Origin of the sequence: Photobacterium sp. TLY01 (assembly GCF_021432065.1) — a bacterium.
Taxonomy (GTDB): Bacteria; Pseudomonadota; Gammaproteobacteria; order Enterobacterales; family Vibrionaceae; genus Photobacterium; species Photobacterium halotolerans_A.
In genome coordinates this window covers 1,325,342-1,346,555 of record NZ_CP090365.1, presented here as the reverse complement: position 1 = coordinate 1,346,555, position 21,214 = coordinate 1,325,342, and the positions used below count along the sequence as shown (strand labels likewise).

21 protein-coding genes are annotated in these 21,214 nt (G+C 53.5%); 1 reads left to right on the top strand and 20 read right to left on the bottom strand.

Going from position 1 to position 21,214, the window contains the following annotated elements; genetic code table 11:
• Positions 1–107: 107 nt before the first annotated feature.
• The 13 genes from ureG to urtA all read right to left on the bottom strand — a co-directional run bounded on the left by ureG (position 108) and on the right by urtA (position 11,587).
• Entirely contained in the window at positions 108–731 is a 624-nt protein-coding gene (gene ureG, locus LN341_RS21755; RefSeq protein ID WP_144409030.1) for an urease accessory protein UreG, read from the bottom strand.
• A 9-nt stretch (positions 732–740) separates the two neighbouring features.
• A complete protein-coding gene (locus LN341_RS21750; RefSeq protein ID WP_046220205.1) occupies positions 741–1,424 on the bottom strand; it encodes an urease accessory protein UreF in 684 nt (227 codons plus the stop codon).
• Positions 1,424–2,023 (bottom strand): HupE/UreJ family protein, encoded by a 600-nt coding sequence (locus tag LN341_RS21745; RefSeq protein ID WP_234205835.1) that lies wholly within the window; start codon positions 2,021–2,023, stop codon positions 1,424–1,426. The genes LN341_RS21750 and LN341_RS21745 overlap by 1 nt, the downstream gene beginning before the upstream one ends.
• Positions 2,024–2,081: 58 nt before the next feature.
• Positions 2,082–2,561 carry an urease accessory protein UreE gene (ureE, locus tag LN341_RS21740; RefSeq protein WP_046220207.1) on the bottom strand — a complete coding sequence of 160 codons (480 nt, stop codon included), beginning with the start codon at positions 2,559–2,561 and terminating at the stop codon, positions 2,082–2,084.
• A gap of 21 nt (positions 2,562–2,582) precedes the next feature.
• Positions 2,583–4,286: an urease subunit alpha gene (gene ureC / locus LN341_RS21735; RefSeq protein WP_046220208.1), complete on the bottom strand. Its 1,704-nt coding sequence runs from the start codon at positions 4,284–4,286 to the stop codon at positions 2,583–2,585.
• A gap of 2 nt (positions 4,287–4,288) precedes the next feature.
• Positions 4,289–4,681, bottom strand: coding sequence for an urease subunit beta (locus tag LN341_RS21730; RefSeq protein ID WP_234205834.1), 393 nt, complete (start codon positions 4,679–4,681; stop codon positions 4,289–4,291).
• A gap of 26 nt (positions 4,682–4,707) precedes the next feature.
• A complete protein-coding gene (gene ureA, locus LN341_RS21725) occupies positions 4,708–5,010 on the bottom strand; it encodes an urease subunit gamma (RefSeq protein WP_234205832.1) in 303 nt (100 codons plus the stop codon).
• Positions 5,011–5,028: 18 nt separating this feature from the next.
• Entirely contained in the window at positions 5,029–5,910 is an 882-nt protein-coding gene (locus tag LN341_RS21720; RefSeq protein ID WP_234205830.1) for an urease accessory protein UreD, read from the bottom strand.
• Positions 5,907–6,602, bottom strand: a complete 696-nt coding sequence (urtE, locus tag LN341_RS21715) for an urea ABC transporter ATP-binding subunit UrtE (protein ID WP_046220211.1) — start codon at positions 6,600–6,602, stop codon at positions 5,907–5,909. The genes LN341_RS21720 and urtE overlap by 4 nt, the downstream gene beginning before the upstream one ends.
• 29 nt (positions 6,603–6,631) lie before the next feature.
• Complete coding sequence (urtD, locus tag LN341_RS21710; RefSeq protein WP_046220212.1) at positions 6,632–7,516, bottom strand: urea ABC transporter ATP-binding protein UrtD; 885 nt, start codon at positions 7,514–7,516, stop codon at positions 6,632–6,634.
• The gene (urtC, locus tag LN341_RS21705; RefSeq protein ID WP_234205828.1) at positions 7,513–8,598 is read right to left on the bottom strand and encodes an urea ABC transporter permease subunit UrtC; all 1,086 of its coding nucleotides are present in this window, start codon (positions 8,596–8,598) and stop codon (positions 7,513–7,515) included. Before urtC ends, urtD begins: the two co-directional genes overlap by 4 nt.
• Positions 8,599–8,612: 14 nt before the next feature.
• Positions 8,613–10,265 carry an urea ABC transporter permease subunit UrtB gene (gene urtB, locus LN341_RS21700; RefSeq protein WP_234205826.1) on the bottom strand — a complete coding sequence of 551 codons (1,653 nt, stop codon included), beginning with the start codon at positions 10,263–10,265 and terminating at the stop codon, positions 8,613–8,615.
• A gap of 80 nt (positions 10,266–10,345) precedes the next feature.
• Positions 10,346–11,587, bottom strand: a complete 1,242-nt coding sequence (urtA, locus tag LN341_RS21695; protein WP_370643795.1) for an urea ABC transporter substrate-binding protein — start codon at positions 11,585–11,587, stop codon at positions 10,346–10,348.
• A gap of 441 nt (positions 11,588–12,028) precedes the next feature.
• On the opposite strand from urtA, the gene LN341_RS21690 reads away from it, so the two are divergent.
• Positions 12,029–12,220 (top strand): hypothetical protein, encoded by a 192-nt coding sequence (locus tag LN341_RS21690; RefSeq protein ID WP_046220216.1) that lies wholly within the window; start codon positions 12,029–12,031, stop codon positions 12,218–12,220.
• Positions 12,221–12,318: 98 nt separating this feature from the next.
• Here the strand turns inward: LN341_RS21690 and sstT are convergent, their stop codons facing one another.
• The 7 genes from sstT to LN341_RS21655 form a co-directional block, all read right to left on the bottom strand.
• On the bottom strand, positions 12,319–13,560 hold the full coding sequence (sstT, locus tag LN341_RS21685; RefSeq protein WP_046220217.1) for a serine/threonine transporter SstT: 1,242 nt from the start codon (positions 13,558–13,560) through the stop codon (positions 12,319–12,321).
• Positions 13,561–13,890: 330 nt separating this feature from the next.
• On the bottom strand, positions 13,891–15,609 hold the full coding sequence (locus tag LN341_RS21680) for a BatD family protein (RefSeq protein ID WP_234205824.1): 1,719 nt from the start codon (positions 15,607–15,609) through the stop codon (positions 13,891–13,893).
• Between the two features lie 31 nt (positions 15,610–15,640).
• The gene (locus LN341_RS21675) at positions 15,641–17,584 is read right to left on the bottom strand and encodes a VWA domain-containing protein (protein ID WP_234205822.1); all 1,944 of its coding nucleotides are present in this window, start codon (positions 17,582–17,584) and stop codon (positions 15,641–15,643) included.
• On the bottom strand, positions 17,577–18,539 hold the full coding sequence (locus tag LN341_RS21670) for a VWA domain-containing protein (protein WP_234205820.1): 963 nt from the start codon (positions 18,537–18,539) through the stop codon (positions 17,577–17,579). Before LN341_RS21670 ends, LN341_RS21675 begins: the two co-directional genes overlap by 8 nt.
• Positions 18,532–19,056 (bottom strand): DUF4381 domain-containing protein, encoded by a 525-nt coding sequence (locus LN341_RS21665; protein ID WP_046220221.1) that lies wholly within the window; start codon positions 19,054–19,056, stop codon positions 18,532–18,534. Before LN341_RS21665 ends, LN341_RS21670 begins: the two co-directional genes overlap by 8 nt.
• 5 nt (positions 19,057–19,061) lie before the next feature.
• Positions 19,062–20,045 carry a DUF58 domain-containing protein gene (locus LN341_RS21660; RefSeq protein WP_046220222.1) on the bottom strand — a complete coding sequence of 328 codons (984 nt, stop codon included), beginning with the start codon at positions 20,043–20,045 and terminating at the stop codon, positions 19,062–19,064.
• Complete coding sequence (locus tag LN341_RS21655) at positions 20,042–21,007, bottom strand: MoxR family ATPase (protein WP_046220223.1); 966 nt, start codon at positions 21,005–21,007, stop codon at positions 20,042–20,044. Before LN341_RS21655 ends, LN341_RS21660 begins: the two co-directional genes overlap by 4 nt.
• Positions 21,008–21,214: the final 207 nt, after the last annotated feature.

The following is a 21,214-nucleotide window of genomic DNA, read 5'->3' as shown; positions in this document are numbered from 1 at the left end:
GTGGAAGAAAGTGTGACAGTTTTTATCCGTCACACTTTGTTGATGATCAGCTCAGCGCCCTTTCTGGCAAAAGTGCCTGTCCCGTTAAAAAGCTTCCCTGTCAGAGGCTAACTTGCGCGCTTCAGCATGCCTGCGGTTTCAATAAACTCGATGATGGTTTCCAGTCCTTGTTTTTCTTTGAGGTTGGTAAACACATATGGCTTGGTTGGACGCATGCGCTGGGTGTCTGCTTCCATCACTTCCAAAGACGCGCCCACATACGGGGCAAGGTCGATTTTGTTGATGATCAGCAGATCAGAGCGGGTAATGCCCGGGCCACCTTTGCGGGGTATTTTTTCCCCTTCCGCGACATCAATGACATAAATGGTTAAATCAGCCAGTTCCGGGCTGAAAGTGGCGCTGAGATTGTCCCCGCCACTTTCTACGAAGACCACGTCCAGTGTTTTGTGGCGCTTTGCCAGTTCCTCAACAGCGGCCAGGTTCATGGAGGCATCTTCACGAATCGCGGTGTGAGGACAGCCGCCGGTTTCCACGCCGATGATACGGTCGGCATCCAGTGCTTCGGCACGGGTCAGAATCTTGGCATCTTCCTGGGTGTAGATGTCGTTGGTGACCACCGCGATGTTGTATTTATCACGGATGGCCTTGCACAATACTTCCAGTAAGGCGGTTTTGCCTGAGCCGACCGGGCCACCGACGCCAATGCGAAGGGGTTGTTTGTAGTCCATTATTATGTCTCCTTAGGAACGGAATAAGCGTGTGTATTGGGTTTCATGCCGGCTGGAGGCAATGGCTTGCGCCGGAGCGAAGCTGCTCACTTCGTCATCCTTTATGGCTGCAGAACGTACCACAGCCTCCGCCAACATGGACGACAGTTCCAGCAGGAGTTGCTGGCCTGCCGTCTGTCCCAGCGGGATGAGTTTGACGCCCGCCATAGTGGTATTTTCCAGCCAGCTCCACAGGTAGCCACGACACAGCGCGTCCATGTCGATTCCCCAGTGTGTGGCAGCCAGAGCAAAGCCGGAAAGCTGGTTATCTCCGACCAGTCCTACCTGTTGTGGCAACGGTATCTCCAGTTGTTGCAGCAGTGTGGCCGTTGCCTGTCCACGCTGTTTTTCTTCCTGTCTGAGCTCTTTGGTTTCCCGACTGGCGTACAGCCACTGATTCCATTTTGCTATCGCCTGAGTGTCTTCACACTGCCAGGCCTGATACAGCCGTCTGAGGACAGGCAATTCAAGGGTGATCAGACTTTGACTCAGCATGTCTCTGAGCCAGTTCCTCAGGGTGATTTTGTCATGGACCCAGCCTTGTTCGATCGCCCATTCCAGTCCCTGCGAATAGGTAAACGCACCGATTGGCAGGGAAGGGCTGATCAACTGAAAGAGCCGAAATTCAGCCGTGGTATCAGAAGATGGGGAAATCATCACCAGGAAGCCAGAGCCAGCATTACACCACTCAAAGCCAGTACCGGACTGAGCCAGCGGGCCGGAACTGCCCGGCCGATGAAATTACCGGCAATCAGGATCCCGGTAGCGCTGACCAGCATACCCGGCGCAAAAGACAACAGGGCTGAGGCTGGTGCTTCAACACCGTGTGCCCAGCCGTGTGCCAGTAACATGGCGACAGACAGCATAGAGCCGAGGGTTGCAAGGTGACTGCGGCCAAAGGCTTTAAAGCTCAGTGTAGCGGCGGCGACAAATACTGATCCCAGAATCAGGGCTTCCATGCCACTGAAACCGCCGGTCATCGCGCCAAACGCTAGGCCAAGCAGTATGCTGGCCAGTGCGCTGACCATGAGGGACATCTGCTTTTTCAGCCCCGGGGTTTGAGCTGTGAGGAAACCCACCCCCAAGAGCATAGCAAGGTGATCCAGGCCAGTGAGTGGATGAGTTACGCCAGCCATAAAAGAATTGATGATGGTGCCAGCTTCCTGGCCATGCCCGACGTGGGCAAAGGCCGGCGAAGACAGTAAGATGCCTGTCCCGATAAAGACAATACGTTGTTTGGTTGAACCTTGGTGCATGTGAAGTTCCTTTTCTTGTTAAAGTCATTCAATGGTGGAAAACAGGTGTGATCCGGGCTTAATGCTCGTGATCATGATGGTGGTGGCTATGTCCGCCGCCTTGCTGGCCGCCATATGCCCCGGATTCGGGCTCAAACGGTGCCTGCTCTACAGTGACTGTCCCGCCAAGGCCGTGCACCATGTCATCCAGGACATGATCATGCTGATAACGCAGCCAGTTCGCATGAATCTGTAATGGCACATGGCGGTTGCCAAGGTGGTAGCACAGGCGAGCCAACAGGTGCGCATCGTCACAGTAGACGCTGGAGACAGATTCTGGTGCTGCCAGGACAGTCACTTCAATGCCGTCGTCGTTGGTGAGCAGATCACCGTCGCGCAAAATGTAGCCGCGCGGCAGAAAAAGCCCGGCGTCACGTCCATCATCCAGGGTGACTTTCAGCCGGCTTTTGATACGAGAATCGATAGGCAGGCTTAAGGTGGCATGGCTCGCATTGCCTGTGCGTTCCGCGGCGGGAATAAAGCGGGTTAACTCAATCATCATTGCATCCTGCTGTTTTGATTAGAATAAGAAATAACGCTGTGCCATCGGCAGTTCCACTGCCGGCTCGCAGATCAACAGTTCGCCATCAGCACGAACCTGATAGGTTTGCGAATCCACTTCGATATTGGGCAGCCAGTCGTTGAGTTTCATGTCGGATTTACGGATGGTACGGCAATTTTTCACGACGCCGATTCGGCTCTGCAAACCCAGAGAGTGTGCCACACCTTCTTTGTAGGCCAGCTGAGACAGAAACAGCATTGAAGTCTGCTGGCTGGCTTTGCCAAAGCTGCCGAACATCGGGCGGTAGTGCACGGGCTGCGGTGTCGGGATCGAAGCATTCGGGTCACCCATTGGGGCTGCTGCTATCATGCCGCCTTTGATAATGGCGCTGGGTTTGACGCCAAAGAAGGCCGGTTTCCACAACACCAGATCAGCCAGTTTACCGGGTTCGACCGAGCCGACTTCGTGGCTGATCCCGTGGGTGATTGCCGGATTGATGGTGTACTTGGCGATATAACGCTTCAGACGGAAATTATCATGATGCGCCGGGTCTTCTTTCAAGCTGCCACGTTGCACTTTCATTTTGTGCGCCGTCTGCCAGGTGCGAGTGATTACTTCGCCAACCCGGCCCATCGCCTGTGAATCGGAAGAAATCATCGAGAAAGCGCCCAAGTCATGCAGTATGTCTTCAGCGGCGATGGTCTCGCGCCGTATCCGGGACTCGGCGAAAGCCACATCTTCGGCAATCGAGGGATTCAGGTGATGGCAGACCATCAGCATATCAAGGTGTTCATCCACGGTATTGATGGTGTACGGCCGGGTCGGGTTAGTCGACGATGGCAGTACGTTGGCGATTCCCGCAGCCCGGATAATATCCGGCGCGTGCCCGCCGCCAGCGCCTTCTGTGTGGTAGGTATGAATCACACGATCGCCGATCGCCGCCAGGGTCGATTCCACAAATCCGGATTCGTTCAGGGTGTCGGTGTGGATGGCAACCTGGATATCGGTGTTCTCTGCCACGCTCAGGCAGCAGTCAATGGATGCCGGGGTCGTTCCCCAATCTTCGTGCAGTTTCAGGCCAATGACACCGGCGGCAACCTGTTCGTACAATGCGTCGGGCAGGCTGGCATTGCCTTTCCCTAGCAGGCCGAAATTCATCGGAAAGCTATCGAGCGATTCCAGCATGCGGTGAATATTCCACGGCCCAGGCGTGCAGGTCGTCGCATTGGTGCCCGTCGCCGGTCCGGTACCACCGCCAATCATCGTGGTGATGCCCGACATCAGTGCTTCTTCAATTTGCTGGGGACAGATGAAATGGATGTGAGCATCAATACCACCGGCTGTCAGTATCTGACCTTCGCCGGCGATGATTTCAGTGCCGGGGCCGATAATGATATCCACATTCGGCTGGATATCCGGGTTGCCTGCTTTACCAATGGCACTGATGCGGCCGTTTTTGACAGCCACGTCGGCTTTGACGATGCCCCAGTAATCGAGGATCACGGCATTGGTGATCACCAGATCCGGGGTCTGTGATGAAGGGCGCTGACTCTGGCCCATGCCGTCACGAATCACTTTACCGCCACCAAATTTCACTTCGTCGCCATAGACGGTGTAGTCTTTTTCTACTTCCAACCACAGCTCGGTATCTGCCAGCCGGAGCTTATCGCCCGTTGTCGGACCAAACATTTCCCCATAGGCCTGTCTGGACATGGTCGCCATAATTATTGCTCTCCCTGCTTATTATCGGTGGGCGTGTGGTTGGCCTGGTCCAGCGATCCCATGACTTTTCCCTGAAAGCCGTAGACTTTTCGGTCTCCGGCAAAAGCGACCAGCTCGACCGTGCGGCTCTGGCCCGGCTCGAAACGGACCGCGGTGCCTGCCGCAATATTGAGCCGGAAGCCTCGGGCTTTCTCGCGATCAAACTGCAGCGATTCGTTGGCCTCGCAGAAATGGTAATGCGAGCCGATTTGCACCGGACGATCGCCAAGATTTGCCACACTCACCTGACAGGATTCACGGCCAGGATTGAGAATAATGTCGCCGGCGGCGGCTCGCAGCTCACCGGGGATCAGCGCAGGCTTAGCGTGTCTGTCCTTTTTAATTTCCTTACTCATTCAGGTGTCTGTCCTTTTAGAAGTCGCTATACGATGGGCTCGTGAACCGTGACCAGCTTGGTGCCATCCGGAAAGGTTGCTTCAACCTGCACATCGTGGATCATGGTGGCGACACCTTCCATGACGTCGTCCTGGGTCAGAATTGTGCGTCCGTAATCCATCAGCTCGGCGACTGTTTTGCCCTCGCGGGCGCCTTCGAGAATCTCGGCACTGATCAGTGCAACAGCTTCAGGGTAATTGAGCTTGAGTCCTTTGGCTTTACGGCGTTCTGCCAGCAGAGCCGCAGTGAAAATCAGTAATTTATCTTTTTCTCTGGGTGTTAATTCCATGTCTGAGCCTTGTGTCCGTCAGGTTGCCCATATCCGGGGTGGCAGGGGAAAAGTGCCAGACCAGTGCGCACGTGTGTGCTGCCAGATACGGGTAAAAAGTTGTAAGAGAGGCTCTGTGCCCTGTGCCAGTGCACGAACCGCAAGCAGACCGTCAATCTGAGTCACACCTGCTATCAGATTGTTTTTATTTGCACTCTCATGATGCTGATTTAGCAAATCCTGTACCACAATGAGCAGTTCGTCGGTTTCTCCGGCAATCAGCAGAGTCGCATTCATCGGAAAATCGCGCAGGCTGGCGGCACGAGAAGGCTGGGCCAGCGAGGCATTGAGGTTCATGCCTTCGGCCAATACGAGGGCATCGTCAAGAAATACCCGGCAGTGTCCTGCGATGTGCCCTGTTTCGAAGCACTCATTCAGTGCAGGGCGTCCAAAACAGTGCATCTCCCAGCCAATAAATCGCCCGCCTGGTGCAATGTGAATCTCTGTGTTGAATTTGACCCTGGCGCCGGGGAAGTGGATATTTTCCTGAGGCAGCCACTCTAATTGTGCCTCCGGCGCGACACGCAAGATCTGTCGCTGGTGCGCCAGCTTGCCGGCAGAGCGATAAAATTTCGTCGCGCCGGGTGTGGTCACCAATGCGTGAGCACCTTCGCTGACGTGCGCTGTTATCGTCAGTTGATCACCGCCGACGACACCGCCTGGCGGGTGAAGCAAATAGGTGTGGCACACCGGGCCTTCGGGATAAAGGGGCCGCTGTACCGCCAGCGGCCCTTTCTGGCTTCGTTGTTTGAGCACGGTTTTGTCACCGCGATCAGCAAAGCCCAGTTGTATCTCTGCCAGCCAGCCTCTATTTGTGCCTGTCCCTTTAAGATGGGTTGCCTTCAGATCGCTCTGCGTCATACGGTGAGGTACTCCTTGATGTGAGCCTCAGAAAGGTTGGCCATTGCTCCACTGGCGACGGTTCGCCCGCGATCCAGCAGACAAAAGCGATCGCCGACTTTACGTGCGAAAGGCAGTTTCTGCTCAACCAGAAGGACAGTCAGGCCGAACTCGTGGTTCAGTGTTCGGATGATGTCGCCGATTTCTTGGACGATATTGGGTTGTATGCCTTCGGTGGGCTCGTCCAGTAACAGTAGCTTCGGATCCAGAACAAGTGCCCGGGCGATCGCAAGTTGCTGTTGCTGTCCGCCGGACAGATCGCCGCCTCGTCGGTGCAGCATGTCTTTTAACACCGGGAACAAGTCGTAGATGTAGGAAGGAATGCGCCGGTCGCCGCGCGGGCGTATCGGCAGGCCAATCTGCAGGTTTTCATGAACTGTCAGGAGGGGAAAGATTTGCCGGCCCTGTGGGACATAGCCCAGGCCGCAGCGCGGGCGGGCTTCAGTTGTCAGCGGTACTAAGTTCTGCCCGTTAAAGGTCATTTGCCCGCTGCGGGCTTTGACTAAGCCCATAATGCATTGCAGCAGTGTGGTTTTGCCCACGCCGTTCCGCCCCATCAGCACGGTGCACTGACCTTCGGGGACAGACAATTCAAGATCCCACAGCGTATGGCTTTCGCCATAAAACTGGTTTAATCCTTGTATTTCTAACATTGTGATTCCTTTTGATGATCGGCAGGCATCTACTGACCTAAATACACTTCCCGGACTTGGTCGTTGCTCTGAATATCTGCCATGCTGCCTTCTGCCAGCACATGCCCCTGATGGAGGACGGTCACAGTGCTGGCGATGGAGCGCACGAAATCCATATCGTGCTCAACCACCACCACAGAGTGCTGTCCGGCCAATGAGCGTAACAACTCGGCGGTTCGGTCCATTTCCTGATGCGTCATGCCGGCGACCGGCTCATCGACCAGCAACAGTTTGGGTTTCTGCATCAGCAGCATGCCGATTTCCAGCCACTGTTTTTGTCCGTGAGATAAATTCCCCGACAGCATCTGGCGCTGATCGATTAATCCAATCAGTGCCAAAACCTGCTCAATGTTGTCCTTTTGTTCGCCAGAAAGGCGCGCTCTGAAGGTCTGCCAGACCCCTTTGGGGCCGGCCATGGCCAGCTCCAGGTTGGTCCAGACCGGCAGGCATTCAAAGACGGTGGGTTTTTGAAATTTCCGGCCGACACCGGCCGTGGCGATCGCCGCTTCATCCATCTCCAGCAGGTTGAGGTTGGAACCCAGCCAGACCTGGCCGCTGTCAGGGCGAGTTTTTCCGGTAATGATGTCCATCATGGTGGTTTTACCGGCCCCGTTTGGCCCGATGATGCAACGTAGTTCCCCTTCTTTGATATAGAGGTTGAGATCCTTGATGGCCTGAAAACCATCAAAAGAAACGGAAACGCCCTCAAGGTACAAAAGTATGTTGTGTCGTGTGTCGATCAGCGGGTGATGCTGAGGTTTCAGGAAGTCGAAGACTTCATGACGACGGGTCAGCGGCTGTAACGGATTGTGCGTCAGCAGCTTGTCCAGCCGTGATGGCGTTGTGCTCGGGTGAAGCGGGGTGACTGTTGTCATGCGGATACCTCCCGACGTTGCAGCAGGCCGGCAAGGCCTTTGGGCAGAAACAGGGTGGCGAGGACAAACAGACTGCCGAGCGCAAAGAGCCACACTTCCGGGAACTCCACCGTAAACCAGCTTTTGGCATAATTGATCAGGACCGCTCCGATGACGGCGCCATACAAAGTGGCCCGGCCACCCAGCGCGACCCATACGACGATTTCAATCGAGTTGAGCGGGGCGAATTCTCCCGGGTTGATGATGCCAATTTGCGGTACGTACAGGGCACCGGCAATGCCGGCCAGCACTGCAGACAAGACAAAAATGGCTAATTTGACATGCGCCACTTGATAGCCGATGAAGCGCGTGCGGGCTTCGGCATCACGGATGGCTATCACCACACTGCCTAACCGGCTGGCGATGACTGCGCGGCAAACCAGATAGCCCAGAATTAGTGCCAGCACAGTGGCAACAAACAGGGCCATTCGTGTAGTGTCGGCCTGCAAGTCGGCACCCAGCAAGTCTTTAAAATCCGTCAGGCCATTATTGCCGCCAAAACCCATCTCGTTGCGGAAAAAAGCCAGCATCAGCGCAAAGGTTAGTGCCTGGGTCATGATGGACAGATACACCCCAGACACCCGCGAGCGGAATGCCAGCCAGCCAAATACAAACGCTAATGCGCCGGGGATCAGCACGATCATCAGGCAGGTAAACCAGAAATGCTCGAAACCGTGCCAGAACCAGGGTAATTCGGTCCAGTTCAGGAAGACCATGAAGTCTGGCAGTTCGGGGTTGGCGTACACGCCCCGATCACCAATCTGGCGCATCAGGTACATGCCCATGGCGTATCCGCCCAAGGCAAAGAAGGCGCCGTGACCCAGACTGAGAATGCCCAGATACCCCCAGACGAGATCGACAGCCAGTGCCAGTAAGGCGTAACACAGATATTTGCCCAGCAACGAGACAGTGTAAGTTTCCAAATGAAGCGGATGCCCCTGCGGGACAGCAAGATTGAGGACAGGCACGATAATTGCGGCCGTAAACAACAGGGTCAGCAACACCTGTCCTCCGCGATCCTGTCTGAGTATTGAGGTCAGCATAATGAATCCTTTTCTTATCCTTCAACGGCTCTGCCGCGTTGCGGGAACAGGCCACGCGGGCGTTTTTGAATAAACAGAATGATAAAAACCAGCACCAGGATTTTCGCCAGCACGGCACCGGCCCAGGGCTCGAGGATCTTGTTGAAAATGCCCAGGCTGAGGCCGGCAACCAAGGTGCCCCACAGGTTGCCGACACCGCCAAACACCACCACCATGAAGGAATCAATGATGTAGCTTTGGCCCATGTTGGGTCCGACATTCGTCAACTGGGAAAGCGCGACCCCGGCAATCCCGGCAACACCGGATCCCAGTCCGAACGTCATGGCATCGACCCATTCAGAGCGGACGCCCATCGCCCGGGCCATGCCTCTGTTTTGCGAGACGGCACGAACCTGCAGGCCGAGTGAGGTTTTTTTCAGCACCAGCAGCAACAGGGTAAAGATCAGAATACAGAAAGCGATGATGATCAGTCGGTTCCAGGTCAGGCTGAGCATGGGGGTGATTTCCAGCATTCCACTCATGAAATCCGGGGTCGTCACTGAGCGGTTCAGCGGAGAAAAAATACTGCGAACGGCTTGTTGCAGGATCAGGCTGATGCCGAATGTGGCCAGCAGGGTTTCCAAAGGGCGGCCGTAGAGAAAACGAATCACACTGCGTTCAATTGCGACACCAACAAGTCCCGACACCACAAAAGCCGCCGGAATGGCAAGGATCAGGGCCAGTGCCGTATGCTGGGGCATGAGTAGTTGCAGCACATAGGTCGTATACGCACCCAGCATAATCAGCTCGCCATGGGCCATATTGATCACCCCCATGACGCCGAAAGTGATGGCCAGACCAATACCGGCCAGCACCAGCACCGAACCCATGCTCAACCCGAAATACAGGGTTTCAACACCGTTGTAGACGCGTTGCCGCTGCTCGTAGGCGCTGAGAGCTCGTGTCAGTGCGCCGTGAATCTCGGGATCTTTTGCAACGGTTTCGGCTTTTGCCAGGGCGCGTTGCGCGGCAGGGTGTGCAGCATCGGACAGCGACTGAATCAAGGCCAGCTGGCTGGCTTTATCGTCAGCGGCCTGGCCCAGTCTGGCGATGTCGAGCGTCAGGTTGATGGCCGCTTTGATTTCTGGGCTGGTTTCCTGGTTCAGCTGCAGGCGAAGCGCCTTAAGGATGTCCGGCTCGGTGTTGCCTGTCAGCGCCTTGACGGCTGCTAATCGGACAGACGGATCAGTGCTGCTCACATCGAGGGTGGAAAGCCGCCGTTGAATCAAAGTGCGCAGCGCATTATTGATGACCACTTTTTTATAATCACGTGGATTATCAAGACTCACCGCTTCATTGCTGCTCAGTCGTAACGCATTGTTGTTATCCTGTAACAACACCAAAGCATGCGTGCCTTTTTGGTAAGCAAGTGTGCGATCGAGCAGGCCATTGAGCATGGTTTTGGTTTGCGGATGGTGCTGCGCAATCAACCATTCAATGGCTTCAGCTTTGCGATCGAAATTGCGTTGGGCGAAGCTGTTTTCCACATCAGTGAAGTTGCTGACTGAACTGGCGTAAGCCGTCGATACCAGAGCAGGTAAGCAAATCAACAGTATCAGCAGTTGTCGAATATAAGCGATGTAAGCCTGGAACAAAGTCAGCCGTCCAGGCAGTTGTTGTTTCGTCATGAGTGTCGTCCGTGAATGCAGGAACGGATCCAATCGTCCGGCAATCCGGGCCGGACGACTGAGTGATGCGGGTCAGTGGTTTATTCGTTGCTGCCCGCACATTTGCCAGAGACAACATTGAAGCTGCCGCAGGACATGGGTTTTTCCCAGCTGGCGAACAAGTCTTTTGAGCCGGGCAGAAAATCGGACCAGGCGTCACCGGCCACCACGTCTTTGGTTTCCCACACGGTCACGAACTGACCGTCATCCTGGATTTCGCCAATCAGCACTGGCTTGGTGATGTGGTGATTGGGCATCATGGTGGCGTAACCGCCGGTCAGATTCGGGACAGTCACGCCAATGATGGCGTCTTGTACCGCATCGGCATCAGTCGTTCCGGCTTTTTCAACCGCTTTCACCCACATGTTGAAACCCAGATAAGAGGCTTCCATCGGGTCATTGGTGACACGCTTGTCATCTTTGATGAACTTGTGCCACTTCTCGACAAAATCGTTGTTCTGATCTGTGTCGACACTCATGAAGTAGTTCCAGGCGGCGAGGTGACCCACCAGAGACGAGGTATCCATGCCGGATAATTCTTCTTCACCGACGGAGAAGGCAACGACCGGAATGTCGGACGCTGCAACGCCCTGAGCGGCGAGCTCTTTATAGAAGGGAACGTTGGCATCGCCATTGATGGTGGACACAACGGCGGTTTTCTTACCGGTCGCACCAAATTTCTTGATATCCGAAACAATGGACTGCCAGTCGGAATAACCGAACGGCGTATAGTTGATCATGATGTCACTGTCGGCGACCCCTTTATCTTTCAGGTAAGCCGCCAGGATTTTATTTGTGGTACGCGGATAGACATAATCGGTGCCGGCCAGCACCCAGCGTTTGACGCCCATCTCATTCATCAAGTAATCAACGGCTGGGATGGCTTGCTGATTGGGTGCCGCGCCTGTGTAGAAAACGTTTTTGGATGATTCCTCTCCCTCATACTGCACCGGGTAAAACAGCAGGCTGTCGAGTTCTTCAAAAACGGGCAGCACAGATTTACGTGAAACCGATGTCCAGCAGCCGAACACCACATCGACCTTGTCTTTCTCGATCAATTCGCGCGCTTTCTCAGCAAACAGCGGCCAGTTAGAGGCCGGATCGACAACAACAGGCTCCAGCTTTTTACCCAGAACGCCGCCTTTTTTATTTTGCTCGTCGATCAGCATCAGCACAGTGTCTTTAAGCGTGGTCTCACTGATTGCCATGGTGCCGGAGAGGGAATGAAGGATGCCGACTTTGATGGTGCCATCTGCGGCTAATGTATTGAAAGATAAAGCCATTGAGGCGGCCAGGGCTGCCCATTTCAGTGTCACTGCTTTTTTATCCATGATGTTTTGCTCCTTTTTAGTGTTGTCACTGACAGAAGCAAGGGGCAGGCCAGAAACAGGTCTTCTGATAAAAATCAAAAGAGTCAATGAAAAACAGTCAGTTACTCCGATAGCGATGAAAGTATGTCGGGGAAATCATACCGAGCTGTCCACGAATGGTGCAGGCTGATCAGTTGGTGCACAATTTTGAGTCAGGCGTCAGAGTTTTGGTTTATCACCCGCACCAGAGGCGTGAGAGGCTCTGACCACGACCTGAATCCATTGTCAGCAGCAGGTCATTCTTGGTCACTTATCTTTGCTTCGGTCTTGTTTTCTGGGAGCGACATGGCAGGCTTAAGGTCTGTGCTGGCGGTATACTGCTTGAGAATGAACACAAAGAACAGTGAGATAGTTATGTTGAAATACATTGTGATTGCCCTGGTGGGCCTGGGGATTTATATCGGTGTGACCTATAAAGATCAGATTGAAGATGCGATGAATGCACGCCCGATGGAGGAGGCCCAGGATGTGCTTGAAGATATGGGTGATCAGGCTGCAGAGGCCAAAGATGCGCTGAACAAGCAATTGGAGACATTACAAAACTGATGTGTATTGTATGGCTGAAAAAGTCATTCATATAAAAATGGCGACCTTCAGGGTCGCCATTTTTATTCGTTACTCAGAAAAAGCGTTGAGCGTTAGGCTCAGGCTTTCACTGGATTAGCAGCAGCTTCCTGCGCTTCTGCAGCACGGCATGCTGCCGCAGTGAAGATAACGTCAGTCGAGCTGTTCAGAGCTGTTTCAGCTGAATCCTGAATCACACCGATGATGAAACCAATCGCAACCACCTGCATCGCAACTTCGTTGGATACACCAAACAGGCTGCAAGCCAGTGGGATCAGCAGCAGAGAGCCACCGGCAACGCCGGATGCACCACAGGCAGACACGGCAGCAACAACGCTCAACAGCAGGGCAGTCCCCAGATCAACCTGAATCCCCAGCGTATGTACAGCAGCCAGCGTCAGCACAGTGATGGTAATTGCTGCACCCGCCATGTTGATGGTCGCGCCCAGAGGAATTGAGACTGAGTAAGTATCTTCGTGCAGATCCAGATCTTTACACAGTTGCATGTTCACCGGGATGTTTGCCGCTGAACTACGGGTAAAGAAGGCAGTGATACCACTTTCACGGATACACTTCAGAACCAGAGGGAATGGGTTCTGCTTCGTTTTGTAGTACACAATCGCCGGGTTAACGATGAAGGCAATAATCGCCATTGAACCCAGCAGAACAGCCAGCAGATGCGCGTAGCTGGTCAACGCAGAGAAGCCTGTCTCAGCAAAGGTTTGTGAGACTAAACCGAAGATACCGATAGGGGCCAGACGGATCACAAAACGCACGATCAGTGTGACGCCGTTAGACATATCGTGGAACACTTGTTTGGTCGCATCAGATGCTGAATGCAGCGCAAAGCCCAGGCCCACAGCCCATGCCAGAATACCAATGTAGTTACCAGTCAGCAGCGCGTTGATTGGGTTATCAACCACTTTGAACAGCAGCGTATTCAATACCTCTGCAATCCCTTCAGGCGCGGCCTGATTTGCAGTACCGGCGTCCAGAGTCAAAGTCGTCGGGAAAAGGAAACTCATGGTCACGGCAGTCAAAGCGGCCATCAGTGTACCGAACAGGTACAGCATAATGACGGGCTTCATGTTGGTATGTGTGCCTTTTTTCTGATTTGCAATCGAAGATGCAACCAGAATGAACACCAGCACAGGCGCTACAGCTTTCAGAGCACTGACGAACAGGCTGCCCAGGAAACCGACTTTCAGTGCGGCATCAGTTGAGACAGCGGCTAGGACGACACCTGCCACGATACCAATAAGAATCTGGATAACCAGACTGCCATTGGCAATTTTAGCTAGGAATGGTTGTGGTTGACTCATACTACATCCTGAATGTTTTGAGTTGGTGTGGAAGCGTTTTATGTTGTTTGCGGAAGGTTTTTTAACAGGATAATCGAAGGATTTCCACTACTCTTTTTAGAAACTTTTAGGTTACACATTTTTAACGTTACTGAACGCTGATATTTGTGAGCGGTTTATCACTAAGATTTATCTACTGATGGCTCAATAGTCCTGCTTTTATTTCGTTCAGTACGGTATTGCTCGAGCCTTGCTCCAGACCCTGCATGGTGAGCCAATAAAAAATCCTGCCCGAAGGCAGGATCGATGAAACACGGGTTCTGTGGGCTGGTATCTTAACGGGTCAACTGGTTATTTTCGCTCTGCCGCCGGTATCTCTGGTACCAGAGGCTCCAGTCCATTGGCTGTTTGCGCCTTTTTACGACTTTTCTGCTGGTGTTGCAGCAGAGCCAGCAGATCACGCTTGTCCCATGCTTGAGGGGACTCACTGTAATAGGCCGCCATCATCGCGCTAACCGCCTGATCCAGCTGCTGCCGGTGTGTCGTCGTCAGGTGCGATTTATCCCAGGCATTGTAGTGAGTTTGTACCTGCATGGGCTGGCATGCTTTGACCGCAGCGATCAGTTTGTCCGTGACATCACTCTCGGTACTGGCCGGACTGGCAGGGTTTGCGGATAATGGCGTCTGTTTTTTGCTCCTCAGCCACATCAGCAGCGTTACCAACCAGAGAAGCGTGGCGGCCAGTGTCAGCCAGGGCCACCAGGCAGAAACGCCCTGAGCCTGATGATCCACAGCAGCAGGATTTTCATTGTTTTCCTGTGGGTTAATCCCCCTGGTTTGTGAGGCACTGGCACTGTGTTCATCCGATGGACGTGTGGCTCCGGGAATGATAGCCGTCGAATCTGGCTGAACCTCGAGCACTTTCCCGTCTACCTGGCTGGTGACTTTTTCCCCTTTATCGGTATTCCACCAGTTTACCGTCAGAGAAGGCAGGGTAATGGTCCCGCTCTGGCGGGGGATGATGACCTGTTTCAGCGTCATGACACTGTAATCATTCTCTTGTTTGTAAACAGGCTTTTCGCTGTATACCCGGACTGAGTCAGGGTAGGTCAGGGATAAATCCGGCAGATTGCTTTGTGGGGTGCCTTTCATTTTCAATGTCAGGGTGCGCGAAACCGGTTCGCCCACTTTCATGTTTGACTCGTCCTGATTCCATGTCTGTTCCAGCTGAAGATCTGCAGTTGGTAACCACAGCCCCTGATAACCTTCCGGTTCCGCCAGCACAGTCAGTGGCATGGGTTCTGCCTGAATATTGACAGGGATTCGCAAGCCAAACCGCTGGCGACTGTTACTTTTAAAGGCCGTACCAGTAAGTTTGGCACCCTGGAGGGTGATATCTCCCGGTTTGGTCGCTGTGACCCGGTACTTACGGTTAATGATGGTGTAGCGTCTGCCATTCAGTACGGTGTCTGCCTGATGATCATCTCCCACCTGAATCACTTCCAGTCCTTCGCCCTGAGGGGCGATTAAACTGGCTTTTTCCAGCTGTTCTCCGAGTTTGATTTGCACCATGTAGATCTGACTTTCGCCAACATAAAGACGGCTTTTTTCCATCCGCCCGCTGACTTCAATGGCAAGGTCCGTCGTTGGAGCTGTCGCATCAGTGCGCTCACCGACGTGTATCTGGATGGGGTCTGAAGCGGACGCGCCAATCCGAAAAGCCGGAATGGTGAAATCACCTTTGGCTTTGGCTGCGAGGGAGACTTGCCATTGTGTTTGTCGTGATACTGAACCGTTAATAAAACGGTTCATGGAACGGGTGCTGGTCGTGCCGACAATGAAGTCATTTTTGAGTGGCGATAAGTCCAGTGCGCTGGCGCTGACATTGTCATCGATGCTGATTGTCAGCTCAAAAATTTCATTCACCCCAACCTCATCGGATGACACCGTGGCCACAACCTGGGCGGCATATGCCGAGTAAGAGAGCAAGCTGCCAATCAGCAGCACGACACTTAACCAGAGCTTTGTCCGGCAAAATGCGGAAAGAAAAGTAACATACTTAGAATGCATTGTGAGTCCTTGCTTCTGTAACTGACTTTGGCTACCAACGATTTTCAGGTGCGTCCGGCGCTGGCTTTTCTCTCGCCTGAAGTATGATCTGAGCCCTGAGCAGCTCGCGGGTGCTGTCTGGTATTTGTTCCAGTTTTTTTAATGTCGGATGGCTGGCACTCAGGCCATTGGTCTCGTCGCCACTGTCCTCATTATTACCGGCTATTGGCTGATCGCTTTGATCAGCGTTTGGCTGGGCTTGTTCGTCAGTAGGCGCCATAGGTGCCTGTCCTTCACTGTCAGGGGAAATGGCCGGGTTTGAATCTGAACCGGCTTGCGATAGATCTCCCGCTTGTGGTGACTGCTGATTCTCAGCCGAAGGACGGGATGGCTCAGCGGCACCTTCATTATTATGGTCCGACGCCGACTGGCTTTGTTCATCTTGCCGTGACTGACCTTCTGGCTGTGCGCCGCCAGCAGGTGCAGAGGCTGTCTGGTCAGACTGGCCAGTTTGACTGTTTTGCTGGCTCGATTGCTGTTGTCCTGAATCCGATCCTTCACTGTTATCACGGGATGAGTTGCCAGCTTGTTGCCCGGAAGGCGAGTCTTGGCCTTGCTGGCCTTGCTGGCCTTGCTGGCCTTGCTGGCCTTGCTGGTTCGCTTGTTGCTGCCTGAGCTGCTGCTCGACGATATCCAGATTGGTTTTTGCATCTGTGTTATCCGGATCTGCACTCAGCAAGTCCTGATAGATATCGCGCGCCTTGTCCAGCTGGCCAGCTTGTGCGTACGCATTGGCGAGGTTGTAGCGCGAGGCCGGGTCGGTTAAACCTGAGAGGGATTCGATGGCGCCTTCATAATCGCCTGCCTGATATTTGGCTGCGCCTTGCCAGGCAGGTGACTGGAACAGCTCTGCCGCTGCCTGGTATTCCTGTTGCTGATAGTGTTGATAAGCTGCCTGTTCCTGATTCAGCCAGGGGGACGCCATACTTTTCTCAACCGGCAGGAAAAGGAGCAGTAAACAGGAAAATGCGATACCTTTGCGACAGGCGGGCAGCGCGAGCAGGATCAGCGGGATTAACAACCAGAACCCGCCATTGAGTTTTTCCTCAATGGTTTTGTCTTGCGCTTGTTCTGACTGCGCGCTGAGATGGGTTGTTGCCCGAATCAGCGCCAGGATATCCTGATCATTCCCCCGCCATCGCACCATGATGCCATCATGGTTTGCTGCCAGTGTTTCGAGCCGCCGGGGATGCATTTTGCTCACGATTGTGTTCCCTTGGTTATCTTGTAACAGCCGGCCGTCTGGCATGGTGACCGGAGCTCCTTGCGGGGTCGCGACTGCCAGAATCGACAAGCGATATTGCTTGTCTTTCAGCAACTGATCGGTTTGTCTGGCTTCCTTCTCACTGAGTCCGTCAGTGATCAAGATCAGATCGCCTTGCGGGCGTCCGGCCTGCATGAGCAAATCAATGGCGGCTTTCACACCCGCGGCGGCGTTACTGCCCTGTATCGGTAAGATAGCAGGTGATAAGCCGGGGATCAGGTGACTCAGTGTCGCACTGTCGGCAGTGAGCGGGCTGATGATGTAGCCATCTCCCGCATAGACTATCAGGCCCGTGCTGCCTTCCTGCCAGTGGGGCAGAAGATCCATCGCTTTGTAGCGGGCCTGTGTCAGACGGTTCGGCGGCAGATCGGTCGCGTACATGGAATTTGACATATCCATGATAATCACTCTGGCACCGCTCAGATGAGAGGCGGGTAACAATTGCTTTTGCCAGCTGGGACCAGCCATGGCAACCACGGCCAAAATCCATCCGACGCTGAGGAGCAGCAGCGCTAATCGCCGGGTCTTCTGAGAAGGTTGTCTATTCTCGGGTTGAAGGTGCGCAGCAATCAGTCCGGTCTGCGCACGGCGCTGCGCCAGCCAGGGTAAAAGGACAGCTAGCGGAAGCAATGCCAGTAACCAAGAGGGATGTAAGAAAGTAAAATCAGCCATACCGCCTCCAACGGATAGCCAGTAAGACGCTGAAGAGTAGTGCGCCTGCCAGCGGGAAACGAAACAACTCTTCTCTTGGCCGCCAGGTTTGCTGAGCGGTTGAGACAGGTTCCAGATCATTGATTGACTGATAAATGCTGGCTAATTCCTGCGGATTTCTTGCTCTGAAATACTGACCACCTGTGAGTGACGCAATTTGAGTCAGCGCATGCTCGTCTAAATCCTGTGAAGGGTTAACCATACGATCACCAAAGAAACTGCGCTGGACCATTTCTTCGGCACCGATGCCGACTGTGTATATCCTGACCTTGTTTTCAGCAGCCAGTTTTGCCGCTTCCAGCGGATTGATCACACCGGAGGTATTTGCCCCGTCACTGAGCAGGATAATCACACGCTGTTCGGCATCACTGTTGATAAAGCTTTTGGCCGCGATGCCCAGTCCTTCACCAATGGCGGTACTTTGTCCGATCAGCCCGAGAACAGTTCGGCCTAATTGCTGCTTGACCGTGTTCAGATCGAAGGTCAATGGCGTTTGCAAGTAGGCATGATTGGCGAACAGCACTAAGCCCAGCCGGTCGCCCTGGCGTTTGCTGATGAAGTCGGTGACCACTTGTTTTACCGCAGTCAGGCGATCAATCGTGTTGCCCTGGCCATCGACCATATCCTCTATCGACATGGAACCGGATAAATCGACAGCCAGCAGCATGTCTCTGTGTTCAGGCTGTATCTGAACGGGATCACCAAACCACACCGGTCTGGCAAGTGCCCCTAATAAGCTTATCCAGCACAGCAGGGCCAGAATGCTTTGCCAGCGTCGAACCGGTTTTTTGACCAGATTCTCCGGCAGCACCGGCAATGTGATGGCGGCCACGGGTTGAACCGGTTTGCTGAAGCGGTAGATAAACCAAGGCAGCGGAAGCAAAATGAGCACCCACCACCAGATAAATTCAAACATGCCTGTCCCCTTTTGTTGCGTCCTCTTTTCCAGCTTGGCTATGTTGAGGGAAACGGGGCGGAAGGGCATGCTTTAACCAGATCTCCGCCTGATGCCGGCAGGCATCACGAATGTCTTCTTCAGTTTCAGAGGCATACAGCGCCTGTGTCCATGCATCATTCAGTGACACGAATCCCTGGTGTTGTTCAGCGAGTTGATGGTCTAAAAATGCCATCCATTGATAGCCACTCAGCCCTGCCACCTGCTCACGGGGAAAGTAGGTGAGCGCAGCCTGTCTGAGTAAGGCGTTGATTTCTGACACCGATTGCGTGTGTTTGAGCTGGTTTAATGCCTGTTTCTTGCCTTTTTTTAATCCTCGCTGGGTCTTGAAATGATTCAAGACGATATACAACAGGGTAAACAGGGCAATGATCAGCAAAGCGCTGGCCCACCATCCCCAGGCCAGAGGCCAGGGATCCGGTATCGCTGGCAAATGGAGATCGGCCAGCTGCAATGGATGCGTCTGTGTTTGTGCCATAAAAATTACATCTTGTTCTGTACGGAAGGCTCAGGCGTCGGATGAGGTGCCTGAGTGCTCCCGATCTGTTTTAATAACGGAATGCCTGCCGAGACCGTATGAAAAGGAATTGCCAGTGATGACGCCAGCGCTGTCAGGTTCTGCAGATGCCGCGAGAACTGCTGCGCCATTTGCTCCCGGGTTCGCTGGGCCCCAAAGTGAATCCAGGCTGACTGCTGGCTGTCGGTGACGAATTCACGGCCACGAAAACCAGTTTCACCCAGCTCAAGGGGATCATACAGATGCACAAACTGCAATCTGTTATGGCTTCTTAACTGGCTCAGCCGCTTTTTGTCACTGGCCTGTAACGCATAGAAATCACTCAGAATGATAATGTCACTGCCTTTCGGGCATAAGTGATGCATATGGCGAAGTACATCAGCAAAGGTCAATCCGTCATCAGCCGAAGTTTGCGAGTCTGACTGATGCATGTTGATCATGGCATTGATAACCGCCAGCGGACCTTGTTGGCGAGCCGTTGGTCTGCACTCATTTAATTTGTATCCGTTGTATACCAGTGCCCCAATACGATCCTGCTGCTGCACGGCCAGCCAGCTTAGCAAACTGGCAAAATGAGCAGCCTGCACCGATTTCAGCAACAGTTGGCTGCCAAAACGCATACTCTGACTGAAATCAATCAGTAACATCACGGGTTGTTCGCGCTCTTCGCTGAACAACTTGGTATGCGTCTTTCCTGTCCGGGCAGTGACACGCCAGTCTATCGCACGTATGTCGTCACCGGCCTGATAGGGGCGCACTTCGGTAAAATTCATACCCCGGCCTTTCTGCCGGCTTTGATGTTGACCATTGAGCTGAGCCCACACGCTGCGCGCAGGAGGAAGCCACTTCACGGACTGGTTTTTGTACTGTAACAGTTCAGCAAGGCACAATTCATACCCGTTACTGTGCGGTGGCAGTTGAAGGGGAGTGTTTGTTACTGCTTTTATCATGCACTGGTAACCTGTTGAATCAGTGTATGAATGATGCTGTCCGGGGTGATGCCTTCTGCTTGTGCTTCATAGCTGAGCAGTAATCTGTGTCTCAGCACGGGATAAGTCATGCGCTGCACATCGTCTGGTGTGACAAAATCCCGGCCATTGAGCCAGGCGTATGCTCGTGCGCAGCGGTCAAGTGCCAGCGTTGCCCTCGGACTGACGCCCATTTGCAGCCAGGCGGCCAGCTCATCGCTGTAGCGCTTTGGTTCACGTGTTGCCATGATGAGGCGGATAATATAGTGCTCAATCTCTTCAGCCATATGGATCTGCAGCACTTCTTTGCGGGCACTGAAGATATCAGCCTGACTGATGTGTACGGCTTCAGATGATCTGGGCTGGAGCTCTTCCAGTGCCTCACCGCGGTTCAGCCGTAAGATAGCCAATTCACTGTCGGCATTGGGATAGTCAACGTTCAGTTGCAGTAAAAAACGGTCCAGCTGAGCTTCTGGTAACGGATAAGTCCCTTCCTGCTCAATCGGGTTTTGTGTTGCCATCACCAAAAATAATGCCGGCAGCGAATACGTGTTCCTGCCTGCAGTGATTTGTTTTTCTGCCATCGCTTCAAGCATTGCTGCCTGAACTTTTGCCGGGGCGCGGTTGATCTCATCGGCCAGTAACAGCGAGTTAAAAACAGGGCCGGGCTGAAATACAAACTCGCCGGTTTCGGGACGGAAAATGTCGGTTCCTGTTAGGTCTGCGGGCAGGAGATCCGGTGTGAACTGGATACGGTGGAAATCACCTTCAATACAGTCGGCCAGAGTTTTGACCGCACGTGTTTTGGCTAGCCCTGGAGGGCCTTCTACGAGGATATGCCCGTCTGCTAACAGTGCAATGAGTAATTGTTGCACCATTTCGGCCTGGCCGATGACCTGCTGTTGTAGGTATTGATCGAGTTGTTGGAAGGTCTTTGCAAGCATGTGTTTTGATCCCTTGGAGCCACTGTTTTTCCTGCACGCTCTGAAGCGTGTCGTTTTCACGAATAACGTACTCAAAAGCATAACGTTATTGGTCTTCGACTTTGTTCAGCTGATGAAGTTCACAACAAATATCAAGCAAATGATAAATGTAATTTTTCTTTTTTACATGACAAAGTGACTGAGGTCACCAATCTGATGAAAACTGAA